Source organism: Massilia sp. 9096 (assembly GCF_000745265.1).
Taxonomy (GTDB): domain Bacteria; phylum Pseudomonadota; class Gammaproteobacteria; order Burkholderiales; family Burkholderiaceae_D; genus Telluria.
In genome coordinates this window covers 155,273-181,123 of record NZ_JQNN01000001.1, presented here as the reverse complement: position 1 = coordinate 181,123, position 25,851 = coordinate 155,273, and the positions used below count along the sequence as shown (strand labels likewise).

The 25,851-nt window shown below is 65.4% G+C and carries 26 protein-coding genes; 18 read left to right on the top strand and 8 right to left on the bottom strand.

Features of this window, described 5'->3' with window-relative positions; genetic code table 11:
• The first annotated feature begins 28 nt into the window (after positions 1 to 28).
• From FA90_RS00805 to FA90_RS24690, 4 genes are all read left to right on the top strand, one after another.
• Positions 29 to 1,879: a CHASE domain-containing protein gene (locus tag FA90_RS00805; RefSeq protein ID WP_051971296.1), complete on the top strand. Its 1,851-nt coding sequence runs from the start codon at positions 29 to 31 to the stop codon at positions 1,877 to 1,879.
• Positions 1,880 to 2,190: 311 nt separating this feature from the next.
• Positions 2,191 to 2,991 carry a hypothetical protein gene (locus FA90_RS24695; RefSeq protein ID WP_197065219.1) on the top strand — a complete coding sequence of 267 codons (801 nt, stop codon included), beginning with the start codon at positions 2,191 to 2,193 and terminating at the stop codon, positions 2,989 to 2,991.
• A gap of 605 nt (positions 2,992 to 3,596) precedes the next feature.
• Positions 3,597 to 3,857: a hypothetical protein gene (locus tag FA90_RS26085; protein ID WP_156116529.1), complete on the top strand. Its 261-nt coding sequence runs from the start codon at positions 3,597 to 3,599 to the stop codon at positions 3,855 to 3,857.
• A complete protein-coding gene (locus FA90_RS24690; RefSeq protein ID WP_051971295.1) occupies positions 3,835 to 4,056 on the top strand; it encodes a hypothetical protein in 222 nt (73 codons plus the stop codon). Before FA90_RS26085 ends, FA90_RS24690 begins: the two co-directional genes overlap by 23 nt.
• A 129-nt stretch (positions 4,057 to 4,185) precedes the next feature.
• Here FA90_RS24690 and FA90_RS00790 read toward each other — a convergent pair whose 3' ends face one another.
• Both FA90_RS00790 and FA90_RS00785 read right to left on the bottom strand, forming a co-directional pair.
• On the bottom strand, positions 4,186 to 4,452 hold the full coding sequence (locus FA90_RS00790; RefSeq protein ID WP_036164841.1) for a hypothetical protein: 267 nt from the start codon (positions 4,450 to 4,452) through the stop codon (positions 4,186 to 4,188).
• Between the two features lie 118 nt (positions 4,453 to 4,570).
• Positions 4,571 to 5,476: an NAD-dependent epimerase/dehydratase family protein gene (locus FA90_RS00785; RefSeq protein WP_036164838.1), complete on the bottom strand. Its 906-nt coding sequence runs from the start codon at positions 5,474 to 5,476 to the stop codon at positions 4,571 to 4,573.
• 12 nt (positions 5,477 to 5,488) lie between these two features.
• Between FA90_RS00785 and FA90_RS00780 the strand changes: the two genes are divergently transcribed.
• From FA90_RS00780 to FA90_RS00760, 5 genes are all read left to right on the top strand, one after another.
• Entirely contained in the window at positions 5,489 to 6,517 is a 1,029-nt protein-coding gene (locus FA90_RS00780; RefSeq protein WP_036164835.1) for a CDP-6-deoxy-delta-3,4-glucoseen reductase, read from the top strand.
• A gap of 96 nt (positions 6,518 to 6,613) precedes the next feature.
• Positions 6,614 to 7,402, top strand: a complete 789-nt coding sequence (locus FA90_RS00775) for a class I SAM-dependent methyltransferase (RefSeq protein WP_156116528.1) — start codon at positions 6,614 to 6,616, stop codon at positions 7,400 to 7,402.
• Between the two features lie 147 nt (positions 7,403 to 7,549).
• A complete protein-coding gene (locus FA90_RS00770; protein WP_036164832.1) occupies positions 7,550 to 8,809 on the top strand; it encodes an MFS transporter in 1,260 nt (419 codons plus the stop codon).
• Between the two features lies 1 nt (position 8,810).
• The gene (locus FA90_RS00765) at positions 8,811 to 9,515 is read left to right on the top strand and encodes a DUF1345 domain-containing protein (protein ID WP_051972065.1); all 705 of its coding nucleotides are present in this window, start codon (positions 8,811 to 8,813) and stop codon (positions 9,513 to 9,515) included.
• Between the two features lie 118 nt (positions 9,516 to 9,633).
• Positions 9,634 to 10,020, top strand: a complete 387-nt coding sequence (locus tag FA90_RS00760) for an HPF/RaiA family ribosome-associated protein (protein ID WP_036164830.1) — start codon at positions 9,634 to 9,636, stop codon at positions 10,018 to 10,020.
• Between the two features lie 22 nt (positions 10,021 to 10,042).
• On the opposite strand, the gene FA90_RS00755 is transcribed toward FA90_RS00760, so the two are convergent.
• Positions 10,043 to 10,897, bottom strand: coding sequence for a helical backbone metal receptor (locus tag FA90_RS00755; RefSeq protein WP_036164826.1), 855 nt, complete (start codon positions 10,895 to 10,897; stop codon positions 10,043 to 10,045).
• Positions 10,898 to 11,007: 110 nt separating this feature from the next.
• Here FA90_RS00755 and FA90_RS00750 point away from each other — a divergent pair, with 110 nt between their 5' ends.
• Together FA90_RS00750 and sbcB are read left to right on the top strand one after the other, a co-directional pair.
• Complete coding sequence (locus FA90_RS00750) at positions 11,008 to 11,964, top strand: GGDEF domain-containing protein (protein ID WP_036164824.1); 957 nt, start codon at positions 11,008 to 11,010, stop codon at positions 11,962 to 11,964.
• 77 nt (positions 11,965 to 12,041) lie between these two features.
• On the top strand, positions 12,042 to 13,490 hold the full coding sequence (sbcB, locus tag FA90_RS00745; RefSeq protein WP_036164821.1) for an exodeoxyribonuclease I: 1,449 nt from the start codon (positions 12,042 to 12,044) through the stop codon (positions 13,488 to 13,490).
• Positions 13,491 to 13,497: 7 nt separating this feature from the next.
• Here sbcB and FA90_RS00740 read toward each other — a convergent pair whose 3' ends face one another.
• From FA90_RS00740 to pyrF, 3 genes are all read right to left on the bottom strand, one after another.
• On the bottom strand, positions 13,498 to 15,156 hold the full coding sequence (locus tag FA90_RS00740) for a response regulator (RefSeq protein ID WP_156116527.1): 1,659 nt from the start codon (positions 15,154 to 15,156) through the stop codon (positions 13,498 to 13,500).
• Positions 15,146 to 16,588 carry an ATPase domain-containing protein gene (locus tag FA90_RS00735; protein WP_081933552.1) on the bottom strand — a complete coding sequence of 481 codons (1,443 nt, stop codon included), beginning with the start codon at positions 16,586 to 16,588 and terminating at the stop codon, positions 15,146 to 15,148. Before FA90_RS00735 ends, FA90_RS00740 begins: the two co-directional genes overlap by 11 nt.
• Before the next feature lie 151 nt (positions 16,589 to 16,739).
• A complete protein-coding gene (gene pyrF, locus FA90_RS00730) occupies positions 16,740 to 17,573 on the bottom strand; it encodes an orotidine-5'-phosphate decarboxylase (RefSeq protein ID WP_036164818.1) in 834 nt (277 codons plus the stop codon).
• Positions 17,574 to 17,704: 131 nt separating this feature from the next.
• Here pyrF and FA90_RS00725 point away from each other — a divergent pair, with 131 nt between their 5' ends.
• From FA90_RS00725 to FA90_RS00695, 7 genes are all read left to right on the top strand, one after another.
• Positions 17,705 to 18,328: a LemA family protein gene (locus tag FA90_RS00725; RefSeq protein WP_051971292.1), complete on the top strand. Its 624-nt coding sequence runs from the start codon at positions 17,705 to 17,707 to the stop codon at positions 18,326 to 18,328.
• Positions 18,329 to 18,337: 9 nt separating this feature from the next.
• Positions 18,338 to 19,216: a TPM domain-containing protein gene (locus FA90_RS00720; RefSeq protein WP_036164805.1), complete on the top strand. Its 879-nt coding sequence runs from the start codon at positions 18,338 to 18,340 to the stop codon at positions 19,214 to 19,216.
• Positions 19,216 to 19,749: a TPM domain-containing protein gene (locus tag FA90_RS00715; RefSeq protein WP_036164802.1), complete on the top strand. Its 534-nt coding sequence runs from the start codon at positions 19,216 to 19,218 to the stop codon at positions 19,747 to 19,749. The genes FA90_RS00720 and FA90_RS00715 overlap by 1 nt, the downstream gene beginning before the upstream one ends.
• 85 nt (positions 19,750 to 19,834) lie before the next feature.
• Positions 19,835 to 20,599 (top strand): SDR family NAD(P)-dependent oxidoreductase, encoded by a 765-nt coding sequence (locus tag FA90_RS00710; RefSeq protein WP_036164800.1) that lies wholly within the window; start codon positions 19,835 to 19,837, stop codon positions 20,597 to 20,599.
• 598 nt (positions 20,600 to 21,197) lie between these two features.
• On the top strand, positions 21,198 to 21,518 hold the full coding sequence (locus FA90_RS00705; protein ID WP_036164797.1) for a hypothetical protein: 321 nt from the start codon (positions 21,198 to 21,200) through the stop codon (positions 21,516 to 21,518).
• Positions 21,519 to 21,675: 157 nt separating this feature from the next.
• A complete protein-coding gene (locus FA90_RS00700; RefSeq protein ID WP_036164795.1) occupies positions 21,676 to 22,074 on the top strand; it encodes a VanZ family protein in 399 nt (132 codons plus the stop codon).
• A 163-nt stretch (positions 22,075 to 22,237) separates the two neighbouring features.
• On the top strand, positions 22,238 to 22,861 hold the full coding sequence (locus FA90_RS00695; RefSeq protein WP_036164791.1) for a hypothetical protein: 624 nt from the start codon (positions 22,238 to 22,240) through the stop codon (positions 22,859 to 22,861).
• 6 nt (positions 22,862 to 22,867) lie between these two features.
• On the opposite strand, the gene FA90_RS00690 is transcribed toward FA90_RS00695, so the two are convergent.
• Both FA90_RS00690 and FA90_RS00685 read right to left on the bottom strand, forming a co-directional pair.
• Positions 22,868 to 23,899, bottom strand: a complete 1,032-nt coding sequence (locus FA90_RS00690; protein ID WP_081933551.1) for a TraB/GumN family protein — start codon at positions 23,897 to 23,899, stop codon at positions 22,868 to 22,870.
• An 88-nt stretch (positions 23,900 to 23,987) separates the two neighbouring features.
• On the bottom strand, positions 23,988 to 25,643 hold the full coding sequence (locus FA90_RS00685; RefSeq protein ID WP_081933550.1) for a glycosyltransferase: 1,656 nt from the start codon (positions 25,641 to 25,643) through the stop codon (positions 23,988 to 23,990).
• Between the last annotated feature and the right edge of the window lie 208 nt (positions 25,644 to 25,851).

The following is a 25,851-nucleotide window of genomic DNA, read 5'->3' as shown; positions in this document are numbered from 1 at the left end:
ATGGCCGAATCACGCATCAGGAATTCCAATGTCGACGTTATTGCGAGACGCGTTCTTGATCACCCGGCTCTCGTTCTGGACCGGCGTGCTGTTATCGTCCGTAATCGGGGGCTTGGCTTATGTCGTCATGGACCGTTCGATCGAGAGCGATGCGCGCCAGCGCTTTGTCAACGATGCTGCCTATGCACAGAACGTGATCGCCCTGCGCGTCAAGTCCTATACCGACCTGCTGCGGCGCACTGCCAGCATGATCCAGAGTTCACACAACTTTTCGCACCGCCAGTTCCACGAATACGTTTGTCGCCTCGACTTGAAAAAGCACTACCCTGCGTTTGACAATTTCAATGTCGCCGTCTACGTGACCGATGAAGAGAAACAGGCATTCGTGACCAGACTGCGGCAGGACATGCAAGCTTTTACCCATTCCACCGAGCCGCTCGATATCACTCCGCGTGGCATTCGTCCTGCCTACCTGGTCGTTTATTACATCGAACCTGATCTGTTCAGTCCCGGCCACTATGGCGTCGATCTGATGGCCAATCTCAGTTTCGGAGACCAATTGAGGATCGAGCGCGACGAAGGTACCGTGCAAGCCGCCGGCACACCGATTCCTCCGCTCTCCAGACCGAATGACGCCCACCTCGGCATGCGCATTGCGGTCTACCGTCCTGGCGCTGCACATGACACCGTGGAACAACGCCGGGCCGCCTATATCGGCTCGCTCGGAATCGCGTTCAGCCTTCCCAAATTGCTGCATGGCGTGCTCGACGAGATGCCGATTTCCGGCGTGCGCATGACCCTTTTCAACGTGGGGCCCCGCCTCGATTATGACGGGCATCCGATCAAATACGTGCAAACCTTATTTGACAGTCGCGGCTCTGCCGCCAATCCCAAGCCAGCGCTGGATAGCGGCGACGATACATTTTCCGTCACGCTGCCAATCAACTTCAATGGCCGGCTTTGGAAAACCGTGTACAGCGTGCCGAAGTCCGCACTTTATACCGAGTTCGACATCTATTACCCAAAGCTGATCATGGTCTTCGGCTTCATCGGCACGATGCTGCTGTATGCCCTGCTGCACACCCTGACCTCGTCGCGTCGCGCCGCCCTCCAGCTCGCGCAAGAGATGACCAGCGAGCTGCGCGCAAGCCAGAACAAATTGCAGCTGTCGCACCAGAAGCTGCGCCGCCTGGCCGATCACGCCTACCAGATCAAGGAACTCGAGCGCAAACGCATCGCACGCGAGATCCACGACGACCTCGGCCAGAACCTGCTGGCGCTGCGCATCGAGGCGGAGATCCTGGCCTCGCGCACCGGGCCCACGCACCGCATCCTGCATGCGCGCGCACGCGCAACGCTGCAGCAGATCGACACCATCATCAAGAGCGTGCGCCAGATCATCAACGATTTGCGTCCGACCGTGCTCGACCTGGGCCTGTCGGCCGCGGTCGAATGGCAGGTCGACCAATTCCAGCGCCGCACCGGCATCCAATGCGAGGTGCGCGACGATCATGGCGAGATTGAATTACCCGACCATTGCGCCACCGCGTTTTTCCGTATCCTGCAGGAGTCGCTGACCAACGTCGTGCGTCATGCGCACGCGACCAAGGTGGTGGTCGAGTTGCGCCTGAGCGCGGGCTGGCTGTCGATGAGCGTCAAGGACAACGGTTGCGGTTTGCCGCCGGGCGTGCGTAACAAATTCGGCTCGTTCGGCCTGGTCGGGATCGAAGAGCGCATCGTGATCCTGGGCGGCACCTGCGCCGTGTTCAGCGAGCCCGGCGCCGGCACGACCGTCATCGTATCGGCGCCGGTCGTCGACAGCCCGCCTTACTCCCTGTCCCTCCAGCAGGCGCACAGCGCCGGCTCAGCCGTCATCTGAAGAAAAAGCATGTGCGATCAAGCCATTTTTACCTTACAACTTCCCTCTTTTGCCTCTTGCCCGAAATCAATGATGTGATTGCACATCACATTTTGTAGGACTTTACTGACCTCGTTGAAAGATTGAAAAATATCAATAACCGTATTAGTTGTATACAATACATTGACTATATGCAACGCACGTCAAGAACTCAGCAAATGTCACTTGACGTCATCATTCAAGAAGTAAATATGCGTTAGCTGATGGCCTGATGAGCCATTACCAAAACTAGGGAAGCAGTTAATACAAGACATCAACTACAGAGGATGATCATGAACGCCAACGACCTGCTCAACGCCGTAATGCAACTCGATCTGGAACCCATCAAAATGAAGCTGATGCATATATCGGGAGAAGGATGGAGTCTGGACAAGGCTGCCGCCGTCGAAAAGGAATACCGCCGTTTCCTGTGCCTGATGAAACTATTTCCGAACGAGGACACGGCACCGATCGTGGATGTCGACACCTTCTGGCACTACCACATCCTTGATACAATGAAATACGCCGCCGATTGCGAACAAGTGTTCGGCTACTTCCTGCACCATTATCCCTACGTCGGCATGGACGGCTCCGAAGAGGACGCGCAATACCGCCTGAGCAGTGGCAAGCGCATGCAGGAACTCTATGAAAGCGTCTTTGGCGACGCCTACCCGGATTCGCTCGAGGCTATCACGCCATCTGTCGCCGGCACCGCCTACTGCTCCAGCGGCCCCGGCCAACACGCCAACCAGGCGGCAGGTATCGCCTATTGCTCGAGCGGCCCCGGCAAGCATTCGAACCCGGCGGCAGCGATCGCCTATTGCTCGAGCGGCCCCGGCAAGCATTCGAACCCGGCGGCAGCGATCGCCTACTGCTCGAGCGGTCCCGGCAAGCATTCGAACCCGGCGGCAGCGATCGCCTACTGCTCGAGCGGCCCCGGCAAGCATTCGAACCCGGCGGCAGCGATCGCCTACTGCTCGAGCGGTCCCGGCAAGCATTTGAACCCGGCGGCAGCGATCGCCTACTGTTCGAGCGGCCCCGGCAAGCACTTGAACCAGCCCGTCCAGCACACCCGATTGGCGCTTCAGGCTTGATCGCGAACCTGCGAACGTCGATCATCCGATAAGATCGCTCTCCGCTGCCGGCCGCATCGAACTGGCCCGTTCCTTTCCAGGACGGGCCTTTTTATTGGTCGATCGAATTTCAGTGCGATGGGGATAGACATGCTGTGCTCTACCAGGCCGGCCTGATTCGCCCGGCGCACGCGGCACGCAACACGCGCAAGCGGCAACGCACCCAGCGCGTCATGGAACGCATGACTTGATCGAGTAGCCATCTGTATCCATTCCGTTATTGCTGGTTTCGCGACATTTACCTCACTCATCGCACGATCCGCGTCCTTTTTCCGCCGGATCGACATATTTTTGCTAGCGTAGTTTCTCGGATTCTCTGATCCGCTCATCCACTATTGGCTTAACGCAAATTGACATTGCGCAAGCTTATAAATCAAGTAGGTTTTTGGCTACCATTGTCTATTACCTTAAAAAGGACCAATAATGGACGCGGCCGAATTGACGCAAAAAATGGAGGAATGACCAAAGGAACAGACCGATGCTCCGATAGCGCTTCCTTCGTTCACTCATGTTGAAACGCCATAACCGAGGATTAATCACGTTGGCAGTGTTTGACAAGGAGAAGCATGAACGCGAATGACGGGTTTACCACAGCAAATATGGCAGTCACGAAACTCGACTTGACCCGGATCAAAAGCAAGCTGATGCACGTGAACTCGGGAGACGGCTGGAGCCTGGATAAAGCCAATGCCGTGAAAAAAGAATACCGTCGTTTCCTGTGCGTGATGAAGCTGTTCCCAGATGCGTATATTGCACCGTCAATGGACGTCGACCTCTTTTTGGCACTACCACATCCTCGACACCATGAAGTACGCCGCCGACTGTGAACAGGTGTTCGGCTACTTCCTGCACTACTCGCCCTATGTCGGCATGCGTGGCAGCGACGGCCAGCAGGTCCGCCTCGACAGCGGCAATCGCATGCGTGAACTGTACGAAGCCAGCTTTGCCGAGGCTTATCCCGCCACGCTCGATGAGCAGGCACAGGCTATGGCCTACTGCGCCAGTCCGGGCCCAGGAAAAGCTTGAAACACAGCGCCAGCGCCGCGTATTGCGCCAGCACCGTTCCGCCCCAGCGCAGCCGATCCGCGCTGCGTGCCTGACATCAGCCGCTCATGCCAGCCCGTCCCTTGCAGGACGGGCTTTTTTCATTTCGCCTCAAGCCGCAGCAGGCGAGCCGCCATCCTGGCGCACCATCAGCGCACGCAGCTCGCGAATACTGAAATGCGACACCTCATGCATGCGCAGCAGGATGGTAGCGCCGATCGGCAGCGTGTTGTGGCGGATCTTGCTGATCACCGGCGGGGCGACTTCCAGCACGCGCGAAAGCGCGGCGTCGTTCTTGAGCTTGAGTTTCTTGATGACGGCGTCGAGGACCCGGTTCGGGTCATAGGCAGCGACGTCAGGGATGAGTTTGAAGGCCATGGTCAACTTTCGGATAACGGGACATACGGTAGGTTTGGGGACGGCGTCTTGTAATTTCAACCGCTCTTTGGCGAAATCGAATCATACGCAGGCCCGTTATCGTTTTCTTAAGCCGTTCTTATTTCCCTCGGCCAGCTATTTGCTCCGCCAGGAAATCCTCCACCCGCGTGTAGCGCAGGCGCGCGCGCAGCTCGCGCTTGATGCGGTTGTTGACCAGCTGGCGCGACTCCGACATGAACGACAGCAGCATCGGCGACACCGCCGCCGCCAGCTCGGCGCGCGCCAGGCGCGGCGGACGCGCCAGGCCATATGCATCGGCGACGGCGTCGAAGTACTCGCCCATCCGCATGCGCGTGTCGTCGGAGGCGTTGTAGACCCGGCCGGGCAATGCGCGAAACAGCGCCAGCGCGACCAGGCGCGCCAGGTCGTCGGCGTGGATGTGGTTGGTGTACACGTCGTCCTGCGCGTGCAAGGCCGGTGTGCCGCGCTGCAGGCGCTCGAGCGGCAGCCGATCGAGCGCGTAGATGCCCGGGGCGCGCAGGATCGCGACCTTTCCTTTCGAAGCCAGCGCCCAGGCGCGCAGCACCCGTTCGGCGTCGACGCGGCGCCCGGCGCGGGCGTTGCGCGGCGCCACCGGCGTGGTTTCCGGCGTCAAGGCGCCGGCGCGGTCGCCGTACACGCCGGTGGTGCTGATATAAACGACGCGCGCCCCCTCGGGTAGAATGGCGGTCAAATTGCGTGTACGCAAATCCAACGCGCCCTGCGCGGGCGGCGGCGCCAGGTGCACGACGTATTGCGCGAGCCCCTTCAGGCGCGCCAGCGTGCGCGGGCGGTCGAGGTCGGCCACGATCGGGATCGCCCCGGCCGCGCGCAGCGCCTGCCGCCGTTCAGGCTGGCTGGTCAGCGCAAAGACACGGAAGCGTCCGGCCACATACGGCAGCAGGCGCATGCCGACGTCGCCGCAACCGACCACGAGCAGGCGCGGCTTGCCGAGCCCAAGAGTTTTGTTTTTGAAGATTTTCATTCCGAGGATTGTATGACGTTCCAGATCACTGTCCAGCCCAGCAGCCACCACTACGAGTGCGAGCAGGACGACACCGTGCTCGCGGCTGCGATCCGCCATGGCATCGGGCTGCCCTACGGCTGCAAGAACGGCGCCTGCGGTTCCTGCAAGGGCAAGGTCGTCGAAGGCACGATCCGCCACATGCCGCACCAGCCGCGCGCCCTGTCCGACCAGGAAAAGCTGCAGGGCTACGCGCTGTTCTGCTGCGCCGTGCCGCAGTCCGACCTGGTGATCGAGGCGCGCGAAGTCGGCGGCAGCACCGAATACCCGATCCGCAAGATGCCGACCCGCGTGACCGGCATCCGCCGCGCCGCGCCCGACGTCGTCGTCCTGACGCTGCAGCTGCCGGCCAACGAGGCGCTGGCCTACCGCGCCGGCCAGTACCTCGAATTCCTGCTCAGGGACGGCAAACGGCGCGCCTACAGCATCTCGAACGCGCCCTCGTACAGCGGGCCGCTCGAGCTGCACATCCGCCACCTGCCCGGCGGCGTGTTCACCGACCACGTGTTCTCGACCATGAAGGAGCGCGACATCCTGCGCTTCGAAGGGCCGCTGGGCACTTTCTTCCTGCGCGAGGATTCCGACAAGCCGATCGTGATGCTGGCATCGGGCACCGGCTTCGCGCCGGTCAAGGCACTGGTCGAGCACATGATCCACCTGGGTTCCGAACGTCCGACCGTACTCTACTGGGGCGGACGCCGTCCGCAAGACCTGTACATGCACGAACTGTGCGAACAGTGGGCGCGCGAGCTGCCCTGGTTCAGCTACGTGCCGGTGATCTCGGACGCCCTGCCGGAAGATGCCTGGACCGGCCGCACCGGCTACGTGCACGCGGCCGTGATGCAGGACATCCCCGACCTGTCGCAGCACCAGGTGTACGCCTGCGGCGCACCCGTCATGGTCGATTCGGCGCGGCGCGACTACGTCGGACAATGCGGCCTGCCGGCGGACGAGTTCTACGCCGACGCCTTCACCACCGAGGCCGACGCCGCCCAGCCGTAACAAAGCGCGGTCACAGCCGTATAGCGACGCGATTTTGAGGTATGGTGGAGCCGCGCCGGCGCCGGCCGGCTTCCCGACAACCAACAAGGGTCAACCATGCCTACCTCGCTTCGCTCAGCTCCCGTCTTCGCTCCCGTCTTTGCTCCAGTGCTGCTCGCCCTGTGCACCGCCCTCGCGGCCGGCGGCGTCTCTGCCCAGTCGGCCACGCAGCCAGCCGCCGCCTCCAGCGCGCCGGCCGGCCCGTACGCCGCCGCCATCAACAGCCCGATCCGCAACGGCGACGACCGCAAGGACGACGATCGCCGCAAGCCGGCCGAATTCCTCGCCTTTGCCCAGGTCAAGCCCGGCATGAAGGCGTTCGACCTGGTCTCGGCCGGCGGCAGCACCGCCGCGCTGCTCACCGCCGCGGTCGGCCCGAAAGGCGAAGTCTGGGCCCAGAACACCAAGCCCAACACCAAGCTGAGCGAGCGTCTGGCCGACAACACGGTGGCCAACCTGCACGCCGTGGTGAGCAGCTTCGACGACCCGATCCCGAAGGGCACGCCGCCGCTCGACCTCATCACCATCAACATGAACTACCACGACATCGTCAACACCCCGACCGACCGGGCGGCGATGGACAAGCACCTGTTCGACGCGCTCAAGCCGGGCGGCCATGTGGTCGTCATCGACAACGCCGCCAAGAAAGGCAGCGGCCTGTCGGCGACCAAGACCCTGCACCGCATCGACGAGGACAGCGTGGTCGAGGAATTCACGCGCGCCGGCTTCAAGGTCGACGCGAAAAGCGACTACCTGCGCGCCCCGTCCGACCCGCGCGACCAGCCTTTCTTCAAGATGAACGGCGCGCCGGACGACAAGTTCGCGCTCCGCTTCGTCAAGCCATAAGGGCCGCCGCGGCGTGATCGGACGCCGCAGCGCGGGCGGCCACGCCGTCCGCGCATTACCGCTGCATTACGTTGGCCCTGTCAAGACAGCGTATATCGAATAGTTCGGGCACAATGGAGTTTGCATTCTTGCCACCTCTCCATTTCTATGTCCGTGCCTTCTTCCACGGGACGCCTCGGCGTCCTGCGCATCCCCAACGTCTCGTTCTACCTGTCCTCGCGCTTCCTCGGCACGCTCGCCGTCCAGATGCAGAGCGTGGCGGTCGGCTGGCAGGTCTACCAGATCACCCACAGCCTGTTCGACCTCGGCCTGATCGGCCTGGCGCAGTTCGCGCCTTTCCTGGTGCTGATCCTGTGGGCCGGCCACGTCGCCGATACCCACGACCGCCGCAACATCGTGATCGCCTGCCAGGCCACCCAGCTGCTGTGCAGCCTGCTGCTGGTCGGCTTCACGCTGTCCGGCAGCCACACGGTGTGGCCGGTGTACGCGGTGCTGGTCATCTATGGCAGCGCACGCGCCTTCATGATGCCGGCGCAGCAGGCGGTGCTGCGCAACCTGGTCTCGACCAAGGACTTCTCGCAGGCGGTGGCGCTGGCCTCCTCCAGCATGCAGGTGGCGATCATCCTCGGTCCGGTGCTGGGCGGCCTGATATACCGCTTCGGCCCGAACGTCGTGTATGCGGTATCGAGCACGCTGCTGGTGCTCGCCGTGATCCTGATGTCGTGCACCAAGAGCGCCCCGCAGGCGCGCAGCACGGCGCCGGTCAGCTGGCACACGCTGTTCGAGGGCATCCGCTTCGTCTGGTCGCGCCCGATCGTGCTGGGCGCGATCTCGCTCGACCTGTTCGCGGTGCTGTTCGGCGGCGCCACCGCCCTGCTGCCGGCCTACGCGCACGACGTCCTGCACGCCGGCCCGACCAGCCTGGGCTGGCTGCGCACCGCGCCCGGCGCCGGCGCCACCCTGTGTTCGATCGCGCTGGCCTTCTGGCCGATCAAGCGCCACGTCGGCAAGTGGATGTTCGGCGGGGTCGCGCTGTTCGGCCTGTCCACCGTGGTGATGGGCCTGACGGGCCAGTTCGCGGTGGCGCTGGTGGCGCTGTTCCTGCTCGGCTGCGGCGACATGGTCAGCGTCTACATCCGCCATCTGCTGGTGCAGTACGAGACGCCGGACGAGATCCGCGGCCGCGTCAGCGCGGTCAACTCGGTGTTCATCGGCGCGTCCAACGAGCTGGGCGAATTCGAATCGGGCCTGACCGCCAGCTGGTTCGGCCTGGTGCGCGCGATCGTCATCGGCGGCGCCGCCACGCTGGCCGTCACCGGTATCTGGATGAAACTGTTCACGGTCCTGTCGCGGATGGACCGTTTCCCCCACCATGCGGCCGAAGAAGCCGCGCAAAAGGCCGGCTGACATGGACAATCCGATCCCCCAACGTAACCGCGGCGGCGAGCGTCACAAGGACAACTGGCTGGTACGCTTCATCCGCAGCCGTCCCTACCTGCTGGCCGCGGCCCTGCTCGGGATCGCGGTGGCCCTGCTGGCGCCGGGCCAGCATAGCGGCCTGCAGCGCGCCCTGATGGGCTGGAACAGCGGCGCCTGGGCCTACCTGATGACGATGGGCTGGACCATGATCCGCGCCGACCACAGCCAGGTGCGCTCGATCGCCGAGCGCCAGGACGAAACCGGCGGCGTGGTGCTCACCGCGGTCATCATCGGCGCCATGTTCTCGGTGTACGCGATCGTGTCCGAACTGTCGAACATGAAGGACGCATCGGGACACCAGGCGGCGCTGCGCTACGCCTTCACCGCGCTGACCGTGATCGGCTCCTGGCTGCTGGTCGGCGTGATGTACTGCTTCCACTACGCCCACCTATACTACACGGCCAACAAGAACACGCTGCCCTTGAAGTTCCCCGAAGGCCACGTGCAGCCGAACTACTGGGACTTCCTGTACTTCTCGTTCACGCTGTCGATCGCGGTCCAGACCTCGGACGTGCAGATCATGAACCGCGGCATGCGCAAGCTGGTGCTGGGCCACTGCCTGCTGTCCTTCTTCTTCAACCTGGTGATCCTGGGGCTGTCGGTCAACATCGCGGCCAGCCTGGTGAATAGCTGATGAGCCATTGAATTCCTCGCCGAATTGCCAGCCTGGAGGCCGAGCGCACCCTACTGGACGCGCGTTTTCATGCAAAGCGTGTAACATCGGCCCCAATGGCACCACATTGGAGGAATATATGGAAATCAATATCAATACTGACAACACTATCGACCGTCACCAAGGCCTGGACGAACGCGTGCGCGACGCCGTCGAATCGGCCATCGGCCGTTTCGGCGACCACGTCCGCCGCGTTGACGTTCACCTGAGCAACGAAAACAGCCAAAAGCAGGAAGACGGCAGCAACGGCTGCATGATGGAAGCGCGCGTGACCGGCTACGCGCCGGTGGTGGTGCACGCCCACGCGGAAAACCTGCACCTGTCGATCTCGAACGCCGCCAGCAAGCTGCAGCGCGCGCTCGACCACTCGCTGGGCCGCCTGAACGACAAGAACAAGCGCGAACCGAAACCGATGGATGAGGACGTCGCTCCCGAGTCGTACAAGGGCTTGACCGACAACGCGTAATGCCCCGGCCGGGCCGGCATGGTCAGCTGACCGAGCCGGCCTGGCCTTCGACCTGCGCACGCAATTCGCGCAGGTAGTCCAAGCCCGCCAGCGCGCGGCTGCCATACCAGGACATCATCTCGCCATCGACCAGCAGCACCGGAATCCCGATCTGCTTTTCCAGCGCATCCGCATGCGCCTCGGTAAAGCGGTACGGCTCGGTCGACAGCAATACCGCATCCAGGCCGTCCACCAGCGCCTGCGACCAGTCGAAGCGCGGATAGCGCAACTCCCCAAGGTGCGGCACCTGCCAGCCGAGCTCAGCCAGCATGTTCGCGATGTACGTGTCTTTCGAGACCGTCATCCACGGATCCTGCCAGATGCAGTACAGGACCGTTCGCGCGGGCGCGGGCGCGGGTGCGCGCGAGTTCGTGTCGATGAGGTCCGCGCGCAGGCGTGCATGAGCGTCCTCGAACGCCGCGCACCAGCGTTCGGCCGCCTCCTGCGCCCCGAAGATGCCGCCCAGCAGGCGCGCCAGGGCCAGGTTGTCGCTCGGCGCATTCGGGTGCGTGACCACCACGTGCGGCACGAATTCGGCCAGGCGCTCGACGGTCGGCTTTTCGTTCTCGTCGATATTGACCACCACGTGGGTCGGCGCGAGCTTGCGGATCTTCTCGACGTTGACGTCCTTGGTGCCGCCGACCTTGGGAATGCTCGCGACCACCTCGTGCGGATGGATGCAAAAGCCCGTGCGGCCGACCAGCTTGCCGGCCAGGCCGAGCGTGCACAGCAGTTCGGTAATCGAAGGCACCAGGCAGACGATGCGCGCATCCGGCGCGGGTGGGTGGAACTGGCCGGCGGCGTCGACCAGGTCGCGCTTGTCAGGGAGAGGGTTCATGCCGCTATTGGAACACTGTTGTTTATCGGGCGCCAGGACGTTCCGTTTGATAACCCTGGGTTATCATTGCAGGCTGTCAATTACTTCCCGCAGGAAATTGTAATTCCACCATGGACTCGATCGGCACCTTCGGTGCGTCCCGCTACGCCATCCGCGACCTGCAGTTGCTGCGCGACGCCGACACCCCGGCCGTGACGCGGCTGCTGGCCGGCTGCGCGGTCCTGCGCGTAACGCGTGGGAACCGGGTCGAGGGCTTGCACGCGCGCCTGCTGATCGTGCTGGCGGGCGCGCTCGGCATCGAGGCCGAAGGCTTCGTCGGCGACAGCGGCCTGACCCGCATCCTGCCCGGCGAAAGCGTCGGCGAGCAAGCCGTGCTGGACGAAGCCGCCAACCTCGAATCCATCGTCGCGCTCGAGGACAGCGAGGTGCTGGTGATCGAGCCCGAGCTCGTGTGGCAACTGATCGAGCAGCACAACGGCGTCGCGCGCAACCTGCTGCGCCTTCTGTCTTTCCGTATCCGCGCCGCCAACGCCCTGCTGCGGCGACGCCAGAAGCTGGGCGAATTCTACCGCCAGCTGTCGATGAACGACGGCCTGACCGGCCTGTACAACCGCGCCTGGCTGAACGACATGCTGCCCAAGCTGGTCGGGCGCGCGCGCCAGGACGGCATGCCGCTGTCGCTCGTGATGATCGACCTCGACCACTTCAAGCGCTTCAACGACACCCACGGCCACATGATCGGCGACCACGCGCTGGTCACGGCGGCCGGGGTCATCCGCGCCGGCCTGCGCCCCGCCGATTTTGCGGTGCGCTATGGCGGCGAGGAAATGATGGCGATCCTGCCGCACACCGCGCTGAGCGCCGCCGTGCTGGTCGCCGAGCGCCTGTGCGCGCGCCTGCGCGAGAGCGTGGTGTTCGACGACATGCGCCTGCCGCTGCCGCACCTGACCGGCTCGTTCGGCGTGGCCAGCCTGGACTCGCACCAGGACGAACGCAGCCTGGTCGCAGATGCGGACGCCGCGCTGTACCGCGCCAAGCAGGCCGGGCGCGACCGTATCTGCACCTGATTGGTTCCCCTGTTGTGCTTGAGCTGACGCTCGAGCCGGTCCTTGGACGGGCCAGCCTGCCAAGTTAGAATGCAGGCATGAGTTCCCTGACCTTCCTCTGGCACGACTATGAAACCTTCGGCGCCGTGCCGCGCCGCGACCGCCCCGCACAGTTCGCCGCGATCCGCACCGACGCCGAGCTGAACGAAATCGGCGATCCCATCATGCTGTATTGCCAGCCGGCGCCCGATTACCTGCCCGACCCGCAAGCCTGCCTGATCACCGGCATCACGCCCCAGCACTGCCTCGAGCACGGCGTGCCCGAGCACGAGTTCGCCGCGCAAGTGCACGCCGCGTTCAGCGAGCCGGGCACGATCGGCGTCGGCTACAACACGATCCGCTTCGACGACGAAGTCACGCGCTTCCTGTTCTGGCGCAACCTGATCGACCCGTACGCGCGCGAGTGGCAAAACAATTGCGGGCGCTGGGATCTGCTCGACGTGGTGCGGATGGCCTATGCGCTGCGCCCGGACGGCATCACCTGGCCGCAAAAGGACGACGGCCGGCCCAGCTTCCGCCTCGAGGATCTCACCCGCGTCAACGGCCTGCAGCACGAGGCGGCGCACGACGCGCTGTCCGACGTGCGCGCCACCATCGGCATGGCGCGCCTGCTGCGCCAGCGCCAGCCGAAACTGTTCGACTTCTGCCTCGAGCTGCGGCGCAAGGACAAGGTCTCGGCGGAGATGGGCCTGCACCTGGAAAAATCGCGCCGCCAGCCCTTCCTGCACGTGTCCGGCATGTTCCCGGCCGAGCAAGGCTGCCTGGCCGTGGTCTGGCCGCTGGCCGCCCACCCGACCAACAAGAACGAAGTGCTGGTCTGGGATTGCCGCCACGACCCGTCCGAACTGTTCGGCCTGGACGTGGTGACGATCCGCCAGCGCATGTTCACGCGCAGCGCCGATTTGCCCGACGGCGTCTCGCGCCTGCCGATCAAGAGCGTGCACATCAACAAATCGCCGATGCTGGTCGGTAACCTGAAAACGCTCAAGCCTGAGATGGCGGCCAAGTGGCAACTCGACCTCGAACGCTGCCTCGCGCACGCGCGCGTGGCCGCCGCCGGGCCGGACATGACGGCCACCTGGCAGCAGGTGTTCCAGCGCGACGCGGCCACGGCGCCGGTCGACGTCGACGAAGACCTGTACGGCGGGTTCGTCTCGCAAGGCGACCGCCGCCGCCTGGAAACGCTGCGGGGGCATGCGCCGCACCAGCTGGCCGCAAGCCGCCCTGGCTTCGAGGACACGCGCCTGACCGACCTGCTGTTCCGCTACCGCGCGCGCAACTTCCCCGACAGCCTGCAAGGCGAGGAAGCGCAAAGCTGGGAAGAGCACCGCGCCGCGCGCCTGTTCGAAGGCATGCATGGGGCGCGCACGGTCGACCAGTTGTTCGCCGAGATCGACGCGCTGTCGGAAACCGCGGACGAGCGTGCGCAGGACATCCTCGGCGCGCTGTACGACTATGCGGAGATGATTGCCCCGAGCCGGTACTGAATCGCGCTTACCGGCTTGACGCGTTGTCCAGCACGCGCCGGATGACTTCGATCAGCTCGGCGAACCGGTACGGTTTGCGGACGAATTCCACCTGCAGCGATTGCAGGCGCTGCGGGTCCAGCATGTACCCGCTGCACAGTACGATCGGCAAAGCCGGGTGATGCTGGGACAGCCAGCACGCCAGTCCGAAGCCGTCCATGCTCCCCGGCATCATCACGTCCGACAGCACGAGGTCGAATCCTGCCAGGTCGAGCGCGATGGCGGCGTCGGCATTTTCCGCCAGCACGACCTCGGCGCCCAACCCACGCAACAATTCCACCGTCATTTCGGCCACCCCCGGATCGTCTTCGACGTACAGCAGATGCATCCCTTCCAGCCGGTCGGGCCTGGCGCGGACCTGGGGCACGGCCGCTGTCGCCTGCGCGGCAGCGCTCCTGGGCAACAGGATGCCGATGGTGGTGCCGATGGGTTCGCGCCGGATAAACGCCAACCCCCGGCTTTGCATCGCAAAACCATACACTTGCGACAAACCCAGCCCGGTTCCCTTGCCCACCGCCTTGGTCGTGTAGAACGGCTCGAAGGCGCGGATGGCGACGTCGTCCGACATGCCTTCGCCGCTGTCCGTAATCGTCAGGCAGGCATAGTCGCCGCTCAGCTGCCTTGCCTCGGGCAAATCGGCGGCCGGCATGGCGACGTTGCGCGCCGCCATCGTCAAGCGTCCACCGTGCGGCATGGCGTCGCCGGCATTGCCGACGACGTTCAGGATGGCGGCGTCGAGCTGGGCCGGGTCGGCCTCGACCTGCCACAAGTCCGCGGCCAGGCTCGATCTCAAGTCGATTCGCCGGTCCAAGGATCTCAACAGCAAGTCCGCCGTGGAGAACAGGTGGGCGCGCAGGTCGAGCGTGACATTCGCGAGTGGCTGGCGGCGCGCATACGCCAGCAGCCGCTGGGTCAGCGAAGCGCCATGCTCGGCGGCGCGGTGGACGCTTTCGAGCGCACGCTCGATGCGCGGATCCATCTGCTTGCCCAGCAATAGCCGGATCAGCGTCTCACCGCCGGCGATGACTTGCAGCAGGTTATTGAAATCGTGCGCCACACCGCCGGTCAGGCGTCCGAGCGATTCGAGGCGGCGCGCCGCTTCCAGTTCGGCTTCGACCCGGCTGCGCTCGGTCACCTCGCGCGCCAGCGCGTGCGTGCGCTCATCCACCATCGTCTCGAGCCGGGACGCATGCAGTTCGAGTTCGCGCCAGTGGCCGCGCACCGCGTACTGCAGGCGGCGCGCGCGGATGGCGGACCGGATCGACGTCAACAGCACCTCGCGCGAAGTCGGCCGTTCGACCAGCGTGACATTGCCGATGGCGGCCAGGTTGTGGAAGCGGTCGTTGTCGACGCGCGCCGCATCGCCGCCCACCAGCCCTAGTATCGGCAGGTCGGACCAGGCCGGCTGGCGCGCCAGCGCGGCGCGCATCGCCTGCGCATTGCAGCGCACCAGCGCTTCCTCGGTGACCACGGCCAGCATCGCATCCTGGCCGAGCTGGTCGTAGAACGCCTGAGGGCTGGCGCACACGGCCACGCCCAGCCCCTGGCCCGCCAACAAGGCTTGCAGGGTCTGGCTGTCGCCGGCGATCGGCGCGAACAGCAGGGCGATCCCGGTGTCAGGATTCAATTGGCAGGGCTCCGCCGTTGCCGCCAGGGTCGACCGGCGCGCCGATCTCGACACCGTCATCGGTCAGGCGGAACGACCTGATTTCATGCGAATGCGGACCGTGCCGTTTTTTCAGCACGCACACCGCCTTGTGGACGGCGGTGCCGCGTTCGAAATAGCGCAGCGAGATGATGTTGTCGGTGATGATGCTCAGCGCATCCGGTTCCTTCGACGTGTCCAGTCCGGCCGAATGCGCGCCGATGATGATCGACATGACATTCATGTTGGCCAGGTAGGAAAACAACTCGTTCATCTGCAGCAGCAGCGACTTTTCCTCGCGGATGACATCCAGATAGGAATTGATGCTGTCGACGATGACCAGGCGCGCATTCTGGTCCTCCACCAGGCGCCGCACTTTCCAGATGAATTCGCCGGGCGAAATGCGCGAGGGATTGATGCGATTCAGATGGAAATTGCGCGGCTGGCGCGTCCGCTCGTCCAGTCCCATGTGGCCCACGATGCGCGAGCGCAGCGTGCTTTCGTCTTCGTCGAACGTGAAGTAGCCGACGTGATGGCCGGCCCGCACCATCGACAGCGCATATTGCAGGGCCAGCGTCGACTTGCCGACGCCCGAGGGACCGATCAGCATCGTCGAGCTGCCGGTGCTCATCGGCCCGCCGAACATCCGGTCGAAGCCGTCGACGTGGCTCAAGGCATGGATTTCCGGCTCGTCCCGGTGGTGCTCCTGGGCGATCAGGCTGGGAAAGACCAGGATTTCGCCGGTCAGGATGGCGTAGTCATGCCAGCCGCTCTGGAAATCGCCGCCGCGCATTTTCACCACGCGCATGCGGCGCCGCGCCGCGCCGAAACTGCGCTCGATCTGCTCCAGCGTCAGCACGCCGTGGACGGCGCTCTGCAATTCGAATTCGCGGCCGTCCGAGGTCAGGTCGTCGAGCAGCAGGACGGTGGCGCCGGCCGACGACAGCCGCTGGCGCAATTCGATGATCTGCCGCCGGTAATGGGCGCTGTCGCGCGCCAGCAGCCGGATTTCGACCATCGAGTCGACGACGACGTGGTCGGCGTCCGCCGAGATCACGAGATCCGAGATACGGTCGACCAGGGCCGACAGCTCGCTATCGGTCGGCAGCAGGATGGTCTGTCCCTGAACGCCTTCTGGCGGCAACGGCAGCAGTTCTTCGATGCAGATCCCGGCCAGCGACCAGCCGTGGTTGGCCGCCGTCGCGTGCAGTTCCTGCCTGGTTTCCGACAGCGTGACGTAGAGGCAGGTCTCGCCTTTTGCGATCCCGTGCATCAGGTAGCGCAAACCGAGGGTGGTCTTGCCGGTGCCCGGCCGGCCCTCGATCAGGTGGATACGGTTGCGCAGCATGCCGCCTCTTAACACGGCGTCCAGCTCGGGAACGCCGGTGGCAACACGGCTGAGTTCTTGGGACATGAAGCTCTTTGACAATGGAAGGTTGTACTTCTTTAACTACAAAGCATCATTTCATTGTACAGAAAGTATATCTATCCGATAGTTCGATTGAACTCATCTGCCCCGGTTCAGCCGAAGTTCAGTGGCGGCTCAGCTGCAATTCAGCTGCAATTCAGATGCGAAAGCGGTTGATCGCGTCGCGCGTCTCCAGCGCCACCCGGCGCGCGGCCGCGGCGAAGTCTTCGCCGCCCTGCGGCTGCGCATACAGGATCGCGCGCGAGGAATTGATCATCATGCCGGCGCCGTCGGCGCTGCGACCCGCCTTGACGGTGGCTTCGATGTCGCCACCCTGGGCACCGATGCCGGGCACCAGCAGCGGCATGTCGCCGATGATGCTGCGTACCTGGGCCAGCTCGTCCGGGAAAGTCGCGCCGACCACGAGTGCGCACTGGCCGTTCTTGTTCCACTTTTGCGCGACCAGGCGCGCCACGTGCTGGTACAGCGGCTTGGTTTCCCCATGCGCACCGACGTCGAGGAATTGCAGGTCCGAGCCGCCCGCATTGGAGGTGCGGCACAGCACGATCACGCCGCGGTCGGTCCATTCCATGTACGGCTCGACCGAATCGAAGCCCATGTAGGGGTTGACCGTGACCGCGTCGGCGCCGTAGCGCTCGAAGGCTTCGCGCGCGTACTGGCGGGCGGTGGCGCCGATGTCGCCGCGCTTGGCGTCCAGGATCAGCGGGATGTGCGGGTAGGTCTCGCGCAGGTAGCGGCAGATCGCTTCGAGCTGGTTCTCCGCGCCGAGCGCCGCGAAATAGGCGATCTGCGGCTTGAAGGCGCAAGCCAGGTCGGCGGTCGCGTCGATGATGGCCTTGCAGAACTGTACGATGCCGTCCGGCTGGTCGCGCAGCTGGGCCGGAAAGCGCGCCAGGTCGGGGTCCAGTCCGACGCACAGCAGGGAATCGTTGCGCGTCCAGGCGGCATTCAATTTGTCGATGAAGTTCACGGCAGGCCCTTTATGTCATTGCAAACCCATTATTGTAGCCTGCGAAGCGCAGCATGCAGCGTGCGCCCCTCGCCGGACACCTGGGAATTCGGGTATATTTTTGACCATCCGACAACAACCTTCGAATCGACATGACCCGACCCACCCAGCCTTCCCTGTTTTCGCGCCTTGCCGGCCTGCTGCTGGCCGGCGTCCTGGCCACGACCCTGCTGTCCGGCTGCGGCTACAACGAATTCCAGGCCAAGGACGAAGCGACCAAGGCGGCCTGGTCCGAAGTGGTCAACCAGTATCAGCGCCGCGCCGACCTGATCCCCAACCTGGTCAACACGGTCAAGGGCTATGCGACGCACGAAAAGGATACGCTGGAGGCCGTCACGCGCGCGCGCGCCGCCGCGACCAGTTTCCAGATCACGCCGGAGGTGCTGAACAATCCGGAAGCGTTCCAGAAGTTCCAGCAGGTGCAGGGCGAGCTGTCGGGCGCGCTGTCGCGCCTGATGGCGGTCTCGGAAAATTACCCGCAACTGAAGGCCGACACCCAGTTCCGTGATCTGCAATCGCAGCTTGAAGGCACCGAAAACCGCATCACCGTGGCGCGCCAGCGCTACATCGCTTCGGTGCAGGACTACAACGTGCTGGCGCGCAGCTTCCCGACCAACCTGACGGCGAAGATGTTCGGCTACCAGCCCAAGCCCTCGTTCACGGTCGAGAACGAACGGTCGATCTCGACCGCGCCGACCGTCAACTTCGGCAAGTAAGGATTGGCCATGCACGCGCTGCCGCGCTGGGCCCGGGCGGGTCTGCTGGCCACCTTGCTGATGCTCCAGGCCCTGTTGCAGATGCAGGCGCAGGCGCAGCAACTGAAAGCGGTCCCGCCCCTGCGCGCGCGCGTGAACGACGAAGTCGGCATGCTGGCGCCGGACCAGCGCGCGCGCCTGGAAAACGTGCTGGCCGACTACGAAAAACGCACCGGCAGCCAGATCGCCGTGCTGCTGGTCGCGTCGACCGAACCGGAAGCGATCGAGCAGTACAGCATCCGCGTCACCGATGCCTGGCAGCTCGGGCGCAAGGGCGTCGACGACGGCGTGCTGCTGCTGGTCGCGCGCGACAACCCGAAAGCGCTGCGGCGCCTGCGCATCGAGGCCGGGCGCGGCGTGCAGGGCGTGCTCACCGACGCCCAGTCCAAGCGCATCCTGCAGGACACGATCGCACCGCATTTCAGGCAGAACGATTACTACGGCGGCCTGGTCGCGGGCGTGGGGGCGATTTCCGCCCTGCTCGACAAGGAAAAATTTCCGGCGCCGGCCCCGCAGGCCCAGGCGGGCGCCCAGGCCGCGGACGACGATGGCGCGGGCATCGGCTTCGGCGTCGTCATGATCGTGCTCGGCATCGTCTTCATCGCGTCGCTGTTCCGGCGCCGGCGCCACCCGGCCGTCTACCAGCCGGACCCGCGCCATGGCCGGCCGGACTGGGGCGCCGGCGCGACCGGCTTCATCCTGGGTAACATCCTGGCCAACGCGCAGGCCGAGGAAGAGCGGCGCCGGCGCGGCGGCTTCGATGGCGGCTTCGGCGGCGGCGATTCCTCGGGCGGTTTTTCCGGCGGCGGCGGCAGCTTCGACGGCGGCGGCGCGTCGGGAGACTGGTGATGACGGCCGCCGCACGCTCCTGGAGCCCGATCCGGCGCTGGCTGCGCCACCTGCTCGGCGCCCGCGCCCGGGCCGCGCGCGCCTTTGCGCCGGCGACCCTGGATGCGCTCACCGAAGCCATCGCGGCCGGCGAGCGCACCCATCGCGGCCAGGTCCGCTTGATCCTCGAGAAAGCCCTGCCCTGGCCCGAGCTGCGCGCCGGCATCCGCGGACGCAGGCGCGCCCTGGCCCTGTTCGCCGACCACGGCGTCTGGGATACCGAGGAAAACTGCGGCGTGCTGGTCTACGTCAACCTGGCCGACCACACGGTCGACATCGTGGCCGACCGCGGCATCGCACGCAAAGTCGATGCCGCCACATGGCAAGCGATCTGCGACGGCATGACGGCCGGCTTCGCGCGCGGCGAGCACCGCGGCGCGACGCTGACGGCCCTGGACCAGGTCAACGAACTGCTGCGCCGCCACTTTCCGGTCGACGCCGCGGGCGGCGGCGCGCACTCGAACGAACTGCCCGACGCGCCGCTGATGCTGTGAGGCCGATCGGCTGGCCCCGGCCGGCGCCGGCGCCGCTACAATGGCGGCTTTGCCACGTCATCGTCGATCGATAGGAAACCCCGCCATGAAACTTCAGCATAAAGTCGCCATCGTCACCGGAGCCAGCCAGGGCATCGGCCGTGCCTGCGCGGAGCGCCTCGTGCGCGAGGGCGCGCGCGTTATGCTCGCCGACGTGCGCCCGGAAGGCGCGCAGGCCGCCGCCGCGCTCGGCGACAACGCGCGCTTCGTGCGGGCCGACGTCAGCGTCAAGGCCGACGTCGAGACCATGCTCGCGGCCACTTTAGCGGCGTTCGGCCAGGTCGACATCCTGGTCAACAATGCCGGCGTGCCGCACGCCGCCGGCTTTTTCGAGCTGACCGAGGAAGACTTCGATCGCGTCCTGCGGATCAACCTCAAATCGATGTTCCTGTGCAGCCAGGCGGTCGCGCGCGAGATGGTCAAGCGCAAGACGGGCTGCATCATCAACATGTCGAGCGTGAACGCCGAGCTGGCGATCCCGAACCAGATCCCGTACGTGGTGTCCAAGGGCGGCGTCAACCAGCTGACCCGCGTCAGCGCGCTGGCGCTGGCCGAACACGGCATCCGCGTGAACGCGATCGGCCCGGGCACCATCCTGACCGATCTGGCAAAACAAGCCGTGATGGGCAGCCCGGAAGCGCGCCGCACCATCCTGTCGCGCACCCCGCTGGGCCGTTGCGGCGAGCCGGAGGAAGTGGCGGGCATCGCCGCGTTCCTGGCCAGCGACGATGCGTCCTACATGACGGGCCAGACGCTGTACGCGGATGGCGGGCGCATGGCGCTCAATTACACGGTGCCGGTGCACGACTGAGCGCTGGGCAGACGCCGATGGCAATTGTGCTTGCACGGTTCTCAGCAATTATCACCCTGTGTAATATCTGCTTATCGAAAAACAAAATTAGACATATATATGGCGTTGCAACATAATCACACCTGTCTCCACTATTCTCCTCCAAGAAAATAGTTTGAAGCCCGCTCAATCAGCGGGCTTTTTTTTTGCCAATGGTTTTTTAGATCAGACCCAGCAGGGAACGTTCGCACTCGAACCGTGATGCACTTGAGACCTGTCATGCCCGGGTCATATTCAATCCCTATACTGGCTTCATCTGCATACACGCAACCGATATGCGTGATCGCGGAAAGGTGTGCCGCAGCGCGCGGCGCACCGCACCGGATTCTGCGTCTCTTGGCCCGATCTTGGGTTGTGCCCGTCCTCAGCGACGGGCATTTTTTTGTTCCGTATCTGTCATTGCGGCGTTTGCTTCAGCGCAGGGAAAAGTTTCGCCAAGTGCTTGATCCGCATCGAGATTCCGCTATGATGAATCTCGCACCTCGCGTCTCGTGACAAGTCGCGTGGGGATAGACAATCCACGGGACTCGCACGAGATCCCCGACAAGGAGCCGGTCCGATGACGATACCTGTACCTGACACGATGTCCGCATCCCAGCACATCAACCCGCACACGTCGCGCCGCTGCGCACCCGAGGAACCTCTCGTGCTCAGCGAACTCAATCCGCGCGCAGTGGTCGACCACCTCGACGATGAAGGCCAGCCCCTTCACGTACTCACTTTCGGCACGGTCCGCGAAGTCTGTCCGAAGTGCCGTACCGGCCACCTGACACTGGTCCTGCGCCAGTCGGCGGTCCGGATCGCCCATCTTTTCTGCGCCGACTGTACCAGCTGTTTCGACGCACACTATCCGAACGGGACGCCGGCGCTCACGATCTGACGCCGCCGCATCCACGCCCTTGGCCGACGTCCGCAGCCGGACCGCCGCAGGCCAGGGCGGCCCCTTCCGATCCGTTTCCGCCTCCGCTCCCTGCTCCGCTTCTCGGGCACCGGCTCGGCATGATAATGTCAGCGCTTTGCGAAAACGCGCTTGCCCCATGTCCGCTGCCCTGTCCGCCCTGTTGCTGAACCCGACCGTACGCCGGCTGTGCCTGCCAGCCGCGGTCGCCATGTATCTGCTCATCATCACGACCGGCAACATCCCGGGCGCACGCGCCGACATCGGCCAGGTCGCGCCGGGACCGGTGCTGCATTCGATCGCCTACGCCGTGCTGGCCGCCCTGTGGTTCGTCGGAAGCGATGGCAGCCCGGCCGCGCGCGCCGCCAGGGCCGTGCTGGCGGTCGCGGCGATGGGCGCGCTCGACGAGATCATCCAGAGCTTTTTCCCCTGGCGCGGCGCCAGCGCGGCCGACTGGCTGGTCGACTGCACGGCGGCAATCGTCGCCAGCGCGCTGCTGTACGCCTTGCTGCGGACGGCGGTGCTGGCAAAGCGCTGAGTTCTATTCCGGAAAAATTCCCCGTAGCGGGCCATGTCTTTGACGTGGCTCATGTTCAACCCGAGTCAGCTGGAACGTCGATTCCAAACGCCCCTCTTACCCGAGTGGCCGGCGGCATCGTCACGCACCTATCCAGACACTATCCCATCAGAAGGAGTTGATCATGAAGCAAAAACACCAGAGCGTGCTGCTGGCGGGCTTGCTGGCACTGTCACTGACCGCGTGCGATTCGATGCGGGGCATGGGCGGTAGCAGCGGCAGCAGCGGCGCCAGCGGCAGCACCGGCAGCGGCATGGAAAGCGGCAGCACCGGCGACAGCGGCGGGAGCGGCGGCATGTCCGGCACCGGGGCCGGCACCGGCACCAGCGGCTCGGCCGGCTACGGCGGCTCGGGCAGCTCCAGTACCGGTGGCCAGTCCGGCTCGGGCACCACGGGCAGCGCCGGCAGTTCGGGCAGCAGCGGCAGCTCCGGCAGCAGCGGCACGGGCGGCGGCATGGCCAGCAGCAGCGTCACCGCCCCCAGCTCCAGCCCGAACGCGACCGTGGCCGCGATCGAAGTCGTGCCGCGCCAGAGCGCCAGCACCTCGGGCGCCGGCGCGGTGGGCGCCGCGGCCGTGGGGGGCAGCGGGACCGCAGGCAGCACCGGCAGCGGCAGCGATTCCGACCGCGTCTACCGCATCACCCTGCACATGGACGACGGCAGCACCCAGGTCGTCACCCAGGAAACCACGCCCGACTTCCGCACCGGCGACCGCGTGAACCTGGCCGGCGGGGCGATCGCGCATTAGCCGCGATTAATAGACCCGCTCGACCAGGTAACCGCGCCGCGCAAGCAACTGGGGCAAGCCATTCGCCCCGAGCAAATGCAGCACACCGACGCCGACGAAGGTCACGCTGTCCCGGCGCATCAGGCGCGCGATCCCGTCGGCCATTTCCGGATTGCGCCGCCCCAGCAGCACGCGGCGGGTGAAGTCGGCCGTCACGCTGTCGCCGGCGGTCGCTTCGCGCAGCAGGCCGTCGAGCGCGCGCGGGTCGCCCGAGGCCCAGGCTTCCATCACGGCCTGGGCCTTGCGCAGCGCGCTGCCGTCCCGCAGACCGTCGAGGGTCTCCTGCAGGTAGCGCTCGGCGCGCGCCGCGTTCATCGTGTCGAACAAGGCCAGCTGGTAGTCCGCGCTCTCGAGCTGGGTCACGGGCGCGCCATGCCTGCGCGCCGCATCCAGCAGCGCACCTTCGACGCCGTGGTCGCGCCGGTAGCCCCTGCCTTCCAGCGCCATGCTCAGCAACAGATTGGCCACCAGCCAGGGCTTGCAATCGGCCATGCTGGCCACGCTGATGCCGCGCGCGTGCAAGGCTGCGGTCAGTGCCGCCAGCACGGGCGGCGACAGGTGGCGGCGCAGGTCGTCGCCCGGCGGGTAGCGGCCGTGGCGCGCCAGCGCGCGCAGGAAATCGTCGTTCGAGCGGGTGTCGAGTTCGACCACCACGCGGCGCGCCTGGCCCAGCACACGGCTGACCTCGGGCGCCAGCGGAAAAAAGGCGGACGTGCCCATGTGCACGGTGCCGAACAGGTAGGCGACGCGGCCGCCATCGCTGATGCGGTATAGCCCGCCCTGGTTGCGCGCCGCAACCGGCGGCGGACCGACGCTGGCCGAGCCGTAGGGCAGATACTCGGCCGAGGCCGCGGCGCCGGCGGCATTCGCATCGAGGCAGATGCCCAGGCCGGCCAGCGCCAGCAACCACACCGGCAAACGCGTCCACAAGTGCGCCGGCGGTTGCGCCTGCAGCCGCGCATCGGCATGGCGCGTCCGGCTGCGCCTCAGGCAACGCATGCCGCACTCGTCGATGCGTCGGCAAAGCGCGCAATGGCGTCGCGCGCACACGCACGCGCGCACGAATGCACGCGTACGCGCAGCACGATTACTCCGCCCCGGCCTTCTGGGCGCGGCTGCGCTTGGCCAGCACGGCCTGGGCCAGCTGCTTGCCGGCCTGCAGCGCCTGGTCGGCATCGCCGGTAGCAGAGGCCGCATTGCCGGCGGCCACGACGATGTCGAATTGCTTGAGCCACTGCACGCAGGCGTCGCTGCCCGGCGCGGCCTTCAGCTCGGCCGGCGCCTCGTCGCCGATCGCCTTGATCAGCTCGGCCGGCGACACCGTCGAGACCAGGTCGTCGTAGCGGAAACGGCGGCCGTCGCGCAGTGCGACGACGTGCTCGCGCGGCAGGACCTGGGCGACGTCGGCGTTCGGCTCGATCTTGCCCTTGATGTGGTGCTGCGCTTCGGAGGCATCCTCGCGGTCGAGCAGCAGCACGTCCGCGCCCAGGTGGCTCGCCGCGGCCAGGCCCACCGCCCCTGCGCCGATCACGATCGCGCCCACGTGCGGCTCGTGCGCGCGCAGCGCATTGACCTTGGGGCCGCGGCGGGCATGGGCGGTGGCATCGATGGCCTCGTCGCCGGTGCGCGGCGTGGCGCGGCGGTCGGTGTGCGGCGGCGCCGAAGCTATCAGTTCGGCCATGTGCTTGGCCGTGTTGTTCCAGGACGTGGCCGCGACGATCGCGTTCTCGGCCTCGACCATCTTGCGGCGCTGGTCGGGCGTGAGCGCCAGCGCGGCCTCGCAGGCGGCGATGAACTGCTGCGCGCCGTCGGCGATCGCGACCACGTGGCCATACGGGTTGACCACGTCGGCGATCGGCGTGCTGACGATCGGCAGCTGCGCCGCCATGTACTCGAGCACCTTGGTCGGGCTGATGAACTTGGTCGCTTCGTTGATTGCGAACGGCATCAGGCACACGTCCCAGCCGGCCAGCAGGTCGGGCAGGCGGTCATACGACTGCTGGCCCAGGTAATGGATGTTGGCGCGCTGCGGCAGGCTGGCCGGATCGATCTTGACCACCGGGCCGGCCAGCACGATCTGCCATTCCGGGTGGGCATCGGCGACTTGCCCGACCAGTTCCGGATCGAAGCGCTCGTCCAGCACGCCGTAGAAGCCGAGGCGTGGATGCGGAATGTTTTCCTGCTGCGGATGCACGCGCGAGCGGTCGAGCGCCTGCTGGAAATGCACCACGTCGACGCTGCTCGGGAAGCAGTGCACGTTCGGGTGGCGGTTTTTCTTGCCCTCGTACAGGCTCGGACCGCCGGCAAACACCAGGTCGGCGATCGACAGCAGTGCGCTTTCGCGCTGCAGCAGCTGTTTCGGCGGGTTCTTGAACGATGCCAGCTCGTCCATGCAATCGTAGACGACCAGCTTGGGCTGCACGGCTTGCAGCAGCGGCAGGGCCATCGGGGTGTAGAACCACGCGACGACTTCCTCTCCTGGCGGTGCCAGCTGCGCCACCATCGGCTGCAGCAGGCGCAGCTGGTCGTCGTGGAAGCCGCCGGCGTGGATATTCGTGTGCGCACGGCACACGGTCACGTTCGGAGCGGGACTGGATCGTTCCATGAACGGCGCGCCGTCGTCATGCACCGGTTCCTCGACGAAGAGGATCGGATAGTGTTGGGCCAGGCGCGACAGCAGGTGCTGCGGCCGCTGGAACACGAAATCCCAACGCAAATGGCTGAAAACGACGATCGTAGTCATGATAACTCCTTAGCGCCTGCGACATATGCAGGCGGTCGGTTAATCGAAAATGTTTGCGGTACTCCGAGGACCGACCGTCTAGTCAGAGAGGTCCGCAAGAAGCGTAGCGAGCGGCAGGCGGTGCGTCCGAGAAGCGCAGCTGTACAGGCGTACAGCGAGCATCGCAGGACTCGGCGTCCCCGACGCACCGGCAACGCGCACTAGCTTA